The 7,190-nt window shown below is 64.5% G+C and carries 5 protein-coding genes; 3 read left to right on the plus strand and 2 right to left on the minus strand.

The genetic code is table 11. The features are described 5' to 3' along the window. Positions 1–77 precede the first annotated feature (77 nt). Positions 78–1,547 (minus strand): aminoacyl-histidine dipeptidase, encoded by a 1,470-nt coding sequence (locus C1H69_RS22365; RefSeq protein WP_102655588.1) that lies wholly within the window; start codon positions 1,545–1,547, stop codon positions 78–80. Between the two features lie 63 nt (positions 1,548–1,610). Continuing rightward, complete coding sequence (locus C1H69_RS22370; RefSeq protein WP_479688543.1) at positions 1,611–3,722, minus strand: tRNA(Met) cytidine acetyltransferase TmcA; 2,112 nt, start codon at positions 3,720–3,722, stop codon at positions 1,611–1,613. 411 nt (positions 3,723–4,133) lie between these two features. Between C1H69_RS22370 and dctP the strand changes: the two genes are divergently transcribed. The 3 genes from dctP to C1H69_RS22385 form a co-directional block, all read left to right on the plus strand. Then, positions 4,134–5,234, plus strand: coding sequence for a TRAP transporter substrate-binding protein DctP (gene dctP / locus C1H69_RS22375; protein ID WP_102655590.1), 1,101 nt, complete (start codon positions 4,134–4,136; stop codon positions 5,232–5,234). Between the two features lie 123 nt (positions 5,235–5,357). Next, entirely contained in the window at positions 5,358–5,861 is a 504-nt protein-coding gene (locus C1H69_RS22380) for a TRAP transporter small permease subunit (protein ID WP_102651510.1), read from the plus strand. Then, on the plus strand, positions 5,858–7,190 hold a 1,333-nt coding region (locus C1H69_RS22385), incomplete at its 3' end, for a TRAP transporter large permease (protein ID WP_102651509.1). The genes C1H69_RS22380 and C1H69_RS22385, both read left to right, overlap by 4 nt.

The raw sequence follows: 7,190 nt of genomic DNA on the forward strand, positions 1-7,190 counted from the left end.
GTCTGGTGGCCGGATGCCGACCACCGCCCGCTCTCAGCGGGCGGTGGTCACGTCGAGGGCCGTCGAGACGACCTGCGTCAGGCCGCCTTTTCGTTGGCGAGGCTTTCTATCATCCCCTTCAGCAATTTCCAGAACTCCTCCACGGAGTTCAGCTCGACCCGCTCATTGGGCGAGTGGGCACCACGGATCAACGGACCGAAGGAGATCATGTCCAGGTGCGGGTATTTACCAGCCAGGATCCCGCACTCCAGCCCCGCATGAATCACCTTCACCGCCGGATCGCTGCCCAGTTGCTGCTGGTGCAACTGCCGGAAGCGAGCCAGCAGGGCGCTGTCGGGATCGGGCGTCCAGCCCGGATAGGCATTCTCGACCCGGGTGCGAGCGCCAATCAGATCGAAGAGCCCCCGGAAACGGTCGGCGATATCGGCAGCGGCACTGTCACGCAGCGAGCGGACCAGTGCACAGAGATGGAAGCGTCCTTCCGCCAGGTTGACCACACCCAGGTTGTTGGAGGTTTCCACCACACCGGGCACGTCCAGGCTCATGCGCTCCACCCCATAGGGGGCGACATGCAGCGCCGCCACCAGCATACGACTGGCATGGGCATTGAGGGCCTGGGCCGGCGGCGACACCAGCGGATGCAGCGCCAGGGTCAGCCCCTCATCGGCGCCGGCCAGTTCGGCGCGTAGCTCCTGCTGCAACGCCGCGACCTTCTCGCCCGCGGCCTCTGCTTCGTCGGCCGGCAACGCCAGGGTGGCAAACGCCTCCCGCGGCAGTGCATTGCGCAGCGTCCCGCCATGGTAGTCGGCCAGGCGAGCGTCGAAGGCTTCCAGGGCGCGCAGGACCCGAACCAGCAGCCGATTGGCGTTGCCGCGGCCCCGGTGGATGTCGATGCCGGAATGACCGCCCGACAGCCCTGTCAACGACAGCCTCAGGGCCACCTCGTCCTCGTTCAACTCGGCGGTAGGCAACTGGGCCTCCACCACGATATCCGCACCGCCCGCGCAGCCGATGAAGACTTCGCCGCGATCCTCGGAGTCCAGGTTGAGCAGTACCTGCCCCTCCAGCCAGCCCTCCGCCAGGTTCAGCGCTCCCCCCATGGAAGACTCTTCCTCCAAGGTGAACAGCGCTTCCAGTGGACCATGCACCAGGGCTTCGTCTTCCAGCACAGCCAGAGCAGCCGCCACGCCCAGGCCGTTGTCGGCACCCAGGGTCGTCTGACGGGCCTGCAGCCACCCCTCGTTCACATGGGTCTCGATGGGATCGCGGGTGAAGTCGTGGGGGTGATCGGCGTTGGCCTGGGCCACCATGTCCAGATGCCCCTGCAGGATCACGCCCGGCGCCTGCTCATGACCCGGCGAGGCGGGCTTGCGGATACGCAGATTGCCGAATGCGTCGCGGTCATGGGCCAGGCCTTGAGCATCGGCCCAGGCCTCGATCAAGGCCACCAGCCTGGCTTCATGGCCAGAGGGTCTCGGTGTATTGCACAGGGTACGGAAATGCCGCCACAGCGGCTGCGGCGATAGTTGCTCGAGATGTGCGTTCATGGTGAGTCTTCATGAGGATAACCGAGCTACCTTACCGGGCCAATGACGCCGGGGAAAGCCCGCCTAGCTCCGAAGGTCGTAACCCTCGAGCAGAACCGCCACCTCTCGACGCAGCCAAGCCACGACCTCACGCCGTCCGGACACGCCGAGCCGTGACGCCAGCCAGGCCATGTCACGCCCCTGAAATCCCCATGCCAGCATGAGGGAAAGCACGCGATCCCGCTTCCCCTCGGCCGCCGCACAGCGAACCAATGCCCGTAACGCAGGGCGAGCCAGGGCCGGCTCACGGAAACCGAACGCCACGTCGGCGATATCACGACGATCGAGGTCATTCAGGGGCGGCCGTGGCCCTTCGGCCAGCAGTGCCAGGGCAACCATCGGGTCCAGGGTATTCAGCTCGAAGGCCAGCAGCATCGGCAACAGTTGCTGAAAGCCCGCCGTCAATTCGCCTGCCAGGGCTTCGCCTCGGTCACTGACGGGAGCAACCATCATGACGGCATGTTCTCCGGTGGCGGTCTCGCGGGACAGCCCGAGCCGAACCGCCCGGAAGCCCTGCGCCTGCCAGAAGGCGATCAAGCCCGGCTCGGCACCGAAGCTGGCCCCAACCAGGTCGACGCCTGCACGTCGGGCGTCGACCAGCTCCGCCTGTAACAGTCGTCGCCCCAGTCCCTCGCGACGACGTCCGGGATGTACGGCGATGCGCTGCACCCGGCGCAGGCGCGCCATCAAGGCGTCGCGGGAGCCGGCGTGAGCCGCCAGCGACTGAGCCAGGAGATGGCCCTGAGGACGACGCTCCCCCCTGGCGACCTGCTCGGCCAGCCCCGCGTCGAAGCCACCCTCTTCCCCGCAGAGCATGACGGCCTGGGTCTGCTTCCGTGACGCCAGGGTCGCCACCCTCAGCCCTGGCTCATCGAGCAGCCGGCGCAAGTCGGCGGGAGAGGTACGATAATGGGCCTGGACCAGCAGACCGAAAACCGCGCGCAGCTGCTCTTCCTCGGCGGCCAACGCGTGGCGACACCAGCGCCACATGTCCAATCCCCCCGGGGCCGAAGCGGGCGGCGGCTCGGCATCCAGCAACAAGAGGTCGTTGACCAGCCTCTCCAGCGGATCGCCTTCCGCCCAGCGTATGGGCATCGCCAAGTGAAACTCGCGCCAGTCGGGCGCCTGGCGCTCCAGGCGTTCCCGAAAGCGCAGGGCGAAGCCTCTCCCCGATCCTTCGTACCCATGAACCGTGGTGGCGAATGCAAGGCGGGGAAAGCGTTCGAGCCACTGGCCCAGCAGTGCAGCCGGAATGGCTGCCGCCTCGTCTACCAGCAGTCGGCAGCCAGCCCCCCCCGCTTCCCCGCGCTCGACCAAGGTCGACAGTTCGTCCGGGGCCATGAAGTCGACCCGCGCCCCATTCGCCTCGATGAAGCTGTTGTCCTGACGTCGGCCCGACGGGCAGAGCCGTTCAAGGCGCTCGAACAATGCCGACACGGCGGCGGGGCGCGGTGCTGTCACTAGAATCCGACGCTCCCCGGCCAACAGAAGCCGCGCACAGGCGATCCCCAGCGCCGACGTCTTGCCGCGGCCCCGGTCGGCGGTCAAGACCAGCGGGCGGCGCCGCTTCAGCTTGACCAGGCGCGCGACGGCTTCCGCCTGATCGGCGGTCAGACAGTCCGGGTCCTCGCTGGGTGCCGGGGTTCGCTCCGCCACCGTCAACAGGTATTCGGGAAAGGCCGGCCCCGAATCAACCGGCCAGCGGACGACTCCCCCGGCACCCTCAAGCCGTCGGTGCAGCCGCATCAGATAGGGGCTGGCCGCCGCGGGGCGCTTCCAGTCGGGAGGGGTCAGTAACACCAGCAAACCGCCGGCTCGCAGGGTACCGCTCAACGCACCGAAGACGTCGGGATCGAACTCGGCTCCCTCGGAGACAGCGTCCAGCACCACCAGGTCGTGCTCACCACCCAGGCGAATGCGTGCCTTGGCCGACGACAGCCAGCGGGTCCGCTCCAGCGAATCGGGACACATGGGGGATACCCAACAAGGCGACTGCCAGGCCCGCTGCCGCCAAAGCGCCATGGCCCTGCACCTGGTATCGGCAGGCTGGCCGACCACCCAGACAAGCGATCGCCAGCCCAGGCTCGCCATTTGGTCTGACCAATCAAGACATTGATCGACGGATGACTCCTTCAAACGCGCCTCCCCGAAGCGTCAGGCACCGTTATTGACCACCCTTCCTGGTGGCGCTTGCACTCTCGGACGACTCAACTGCGCCTCCTTCATTCAGTCTTTGGTCTAACGCCCCCTGCCATTCAACACTGATATTCCTGTTGAAAGGCAACAAGGGAAACACTCGAAACAGCATGCAACACTTTATTTTAAAAGAATTTTTACCTCATCCAGGGCAAGGAATCGAGTCGCGCTGGCACTGGTGATACACCCGTTGAGCCGGCTATCGATTATGACAACGTCACCGTGCTAGCTTGTCCCTTGCTGCCGAGTCGCGCGCCGGGGCATGCCCTGCTGCCATGTCGTACCCCATGATAATGCGCCACCGGCAAGATTGACCGAATTTGCTACACAACAAGACTAACGGAGCATCACATGAAAAAGATGACCAAATTCGCCCTCACAGGCCTGGCAGCCGGCATCGCCCTGGCCGCCTTCACCTCTGTCCAGGCCCAGGAGCGGTGGACCATGACCTCCACCTGGCCGGACAACCTGGATCTGGTCGAGATTGATCGCCACTGGGCCGACCTGGTCAACAAGCTGGCCGGAGACGAGCTCGAGATCGAGTTCCGCGCCGGCGGCACGCTGATGCCTGTCACTGAAGTGTTCGATGCCACGGAAACCGGCAGCATCGAGGCCGCCGGCGACTGGCCCGGCTATTGGGCGGGACGCAATCCAGCCTTCTCGCCGCTGGCCACCACCACCATGCTGTTCAATGGCGTGGACTATCTGAACTGGATTCAGCAGTGGGGCGGCTGGGATCTCTACCAGGAAGTCTATGGCGAGTACAACATGGTGTACCTGCCCTACGGTATCACCAACAACGAGTCCGGCTTCATGGGCCGTACGCCCATCGAGAGCCTGGAGGACCTCGACGGCAAGCGTCTTCGCCTGTCCGGCCGTGACCAGGGCCGAGTCCTCGAGCAACTGGGCGGCTCCCAGGTCAACCTGGCCGGTGGTGAGATTTACCAGGCTATCGAGCGTGGCGTGATCGACGCCGGCGAATTCTCCACGCCGGGCGTCGACTACAACGCCGGCTTCGGCGAAGTGGTCGAGCACTGGTCAGTGCCAGGCTGGCACCAGTCCGCCAGTGTCTTCGGCGTAATGATCAACAAGGACGCCTGGGACGCCCTCTCCGAAGAGACCCAGGAAAAGCTGAAGATCGCCGCCGACGCCACCATGGCCTGGTCGCTGGCCTGGTCCGAGCGCGGCTCCACCGAAGGCACCGAGAACTTCATCGCGGCTGGCGTCGAGATTCACCAGCTCTCCGACGAGGAGCTCGAGCGCATCCAGGACATCACCAACGAGGTGATCATCCGTGGCGCCTGCGAGGACCCGATGCACGCCAAGGTCTACCACTCCATGGTCAGCTATCTGGAGCACTATGCGACCTGGCGTGACATCTCCGCACCGTTCAACATGAGCCGCACCATGGACAACCTCCCTTCCCTGGAGGAAATCGAGGCCTGCCTGTAAGCGACAGGGTAGCCTCCCGCCAGCCGGGGGGCTTCCTGCCTGTCATACCAAGCGGCGACCTCGTGTCGCCGCTGATCACATCGGCCCGTTGCACCGTCTCCCAGACTCTCGAGAGCTCCCACCATGAATGCCATTGCCAAGGCAATTGATGCCCTCAACGAGGGATTCGGCCGTCTCATTGCCCCCCTGATTGCCGTGATCACCCTCGTGGTGTTGTACGATATTGCACTGCGTTTCTTCGTCGGCCGTCCCAGCGATTGGGCCTTCGATATCACCAAGATGCTCTTCGGTGCCCATTTCATGCTGATGGCCGCCTACGGGCTACGCCACCACGCCCACGTCGAGGTCGACGTGCTCAAGCGCCTGCTGTCGCGCAAGAAGCAGGCCGTCATCGAAATCCTCGCCTATCTGATCTTCTTCGTGCCGTTCATCTGGATGCTGCTGACCTTCGGCTGGAGCTTCTTCATGCGCGCCTTCACCCGCGGCGAGACCACCTACGGGATGGTGTCGATCCCGGTCGCACCCATCAAGGGCGTGATCGTCGTCGCTGCCGTGACCCTCCTGCTACAGGCCATCGCCATCGTCATCCGCGCCATCCAGGTGCTGCGTGAGGAGAAACCAGCATGAGCCTGAGTCCGGAACTGCTTACCCTGTTCATGTTCGGCGGCCTGCTGGTCGGCCTGTTCATGGGCCATCCGCTGGCCTTCGTGCTCGGCGGCGTCGCGGTGATGGGTGCCTACCTCGGCCCCGGCCCGCGGGTGCTCGGCACCATCATCAACAATATCTATGGCAACGCCATGGACAACTATGTGCTGGTGGCCATTCCGCTCTTCGTGTTGATGGCGAGATTCCTCAATGATTCCGGGGTCACCGAGAAGATGTTCGAGGTGATGCGCCTGCTGCTGGCGCAACTGCGCGGCGGCCTGGCACTGACCGTGGTCATCGTCTCGGTGCTGCTGGCCGCCACCACCGGCATCGTCGGCGCCTCCATTGCCGTGATGGGCATGATCGCGCTGGTGCCGATGCTCAAGTATGGCTACAACAAGGAGCTCAGCACCGGGGTGATCATGGCCAGCGGCTGCCTGGGTATCCTGATTCCGCCAAGTATCATGCTGATCCTGATGGCCAGCTACTCGCCGGTGTCGGTGGGCGCGCTGTTTGCCGGCGCGTTGGTGCCGGGCCTGCTGCTGGGGGCCATGTATGCGCTCTACGTCCTGGTGATCTGCCACCTCAAGCCCTCCTACGGACCGCCGGTGGCGGTCGAAGAGCGCGCCGAGTACTCTACCGGCCAACTGATGATGATGCTGGTGAAGTACGTGCTGCCGCCCATGTCGCTGATTCTCGGCGTGCTCGGCGCACTGTTCACCGGCATCGCCACCGCCACCGAGGCCTCGGCCATCGGCGTGCTGATCGCCTTCCTCCTGTTCATGATCTTCGGTGATCGCAGGATCGGCACCTGCTTTCGCACGATGATCGACGCCAGCAAGACCACCACCATGGTGATGCTGGTACTGGTCGGCGCCACCGCCTTCACCGGGGTCTTCTCCCGTGGCGGCGGCATGACCGTGATCAACGATCTGGTCATGGCCATGCCGGGCGGCACGATTGGCGCCCTGATTTTCATGTTCGCGCTGGTGTTCGTGCTGGGAATGTTCCTCGACTGGACCGGTATCGTGCTGCTGAGCTTCCCGATCATGCTGCCGATCATCAACCAGATGGGTATCGACGTGCTGTGGTTCGTGGTGATGGTGGCGGTCGTGCTGCAGACCTCCTTCCTCACGCCACCGTTCGGTTACGCGCTTTTTTACATGAAAGGGGTGTCACCCAAGGGGGTCGAGATCGTCGATCTCTACAAGGCGGTGGTGCCGTTCGTCGCCCTGATCCTGCTGGCCTGTGTGCTGATGGCCTTCTTCCCCTGGCTCATCACCGGACTGCCATCGATCATGCTCGGCTACT

The sequence above is a fragment of the Billgrantia endophytica genome (genome assembly GCF_002879615.1).
GTDB lineage: Bacteria > Pseudomonadota > Gammaproteobacteria > Pseudomonadales > Halomonadaceae > Halomonas > Halomonas endophytica.

Coding starts and splice junctions, on each gene's coding strand:
- dctP (WP_102655590.1), top strand. CDS start 4,134: ATGAAAAAGATGACCAAATTCGCCCTCACAGGCCTGGCAGCCGGCATC.
- C1H69_RS22380 (WP_102651510.1), top strand. CDS start 5,358: ATGAATGCCATTGCCAAGGCAATTGATGCCCTCAACGAGGGATTCGGC.
- C1H69_RS22365 (WP_102655588.1), bottom strand. CDS start 1,547: ATGAACGCACATCTCGAGCAACTATCGCCGCAGCCGCTGTGGCGGCAT.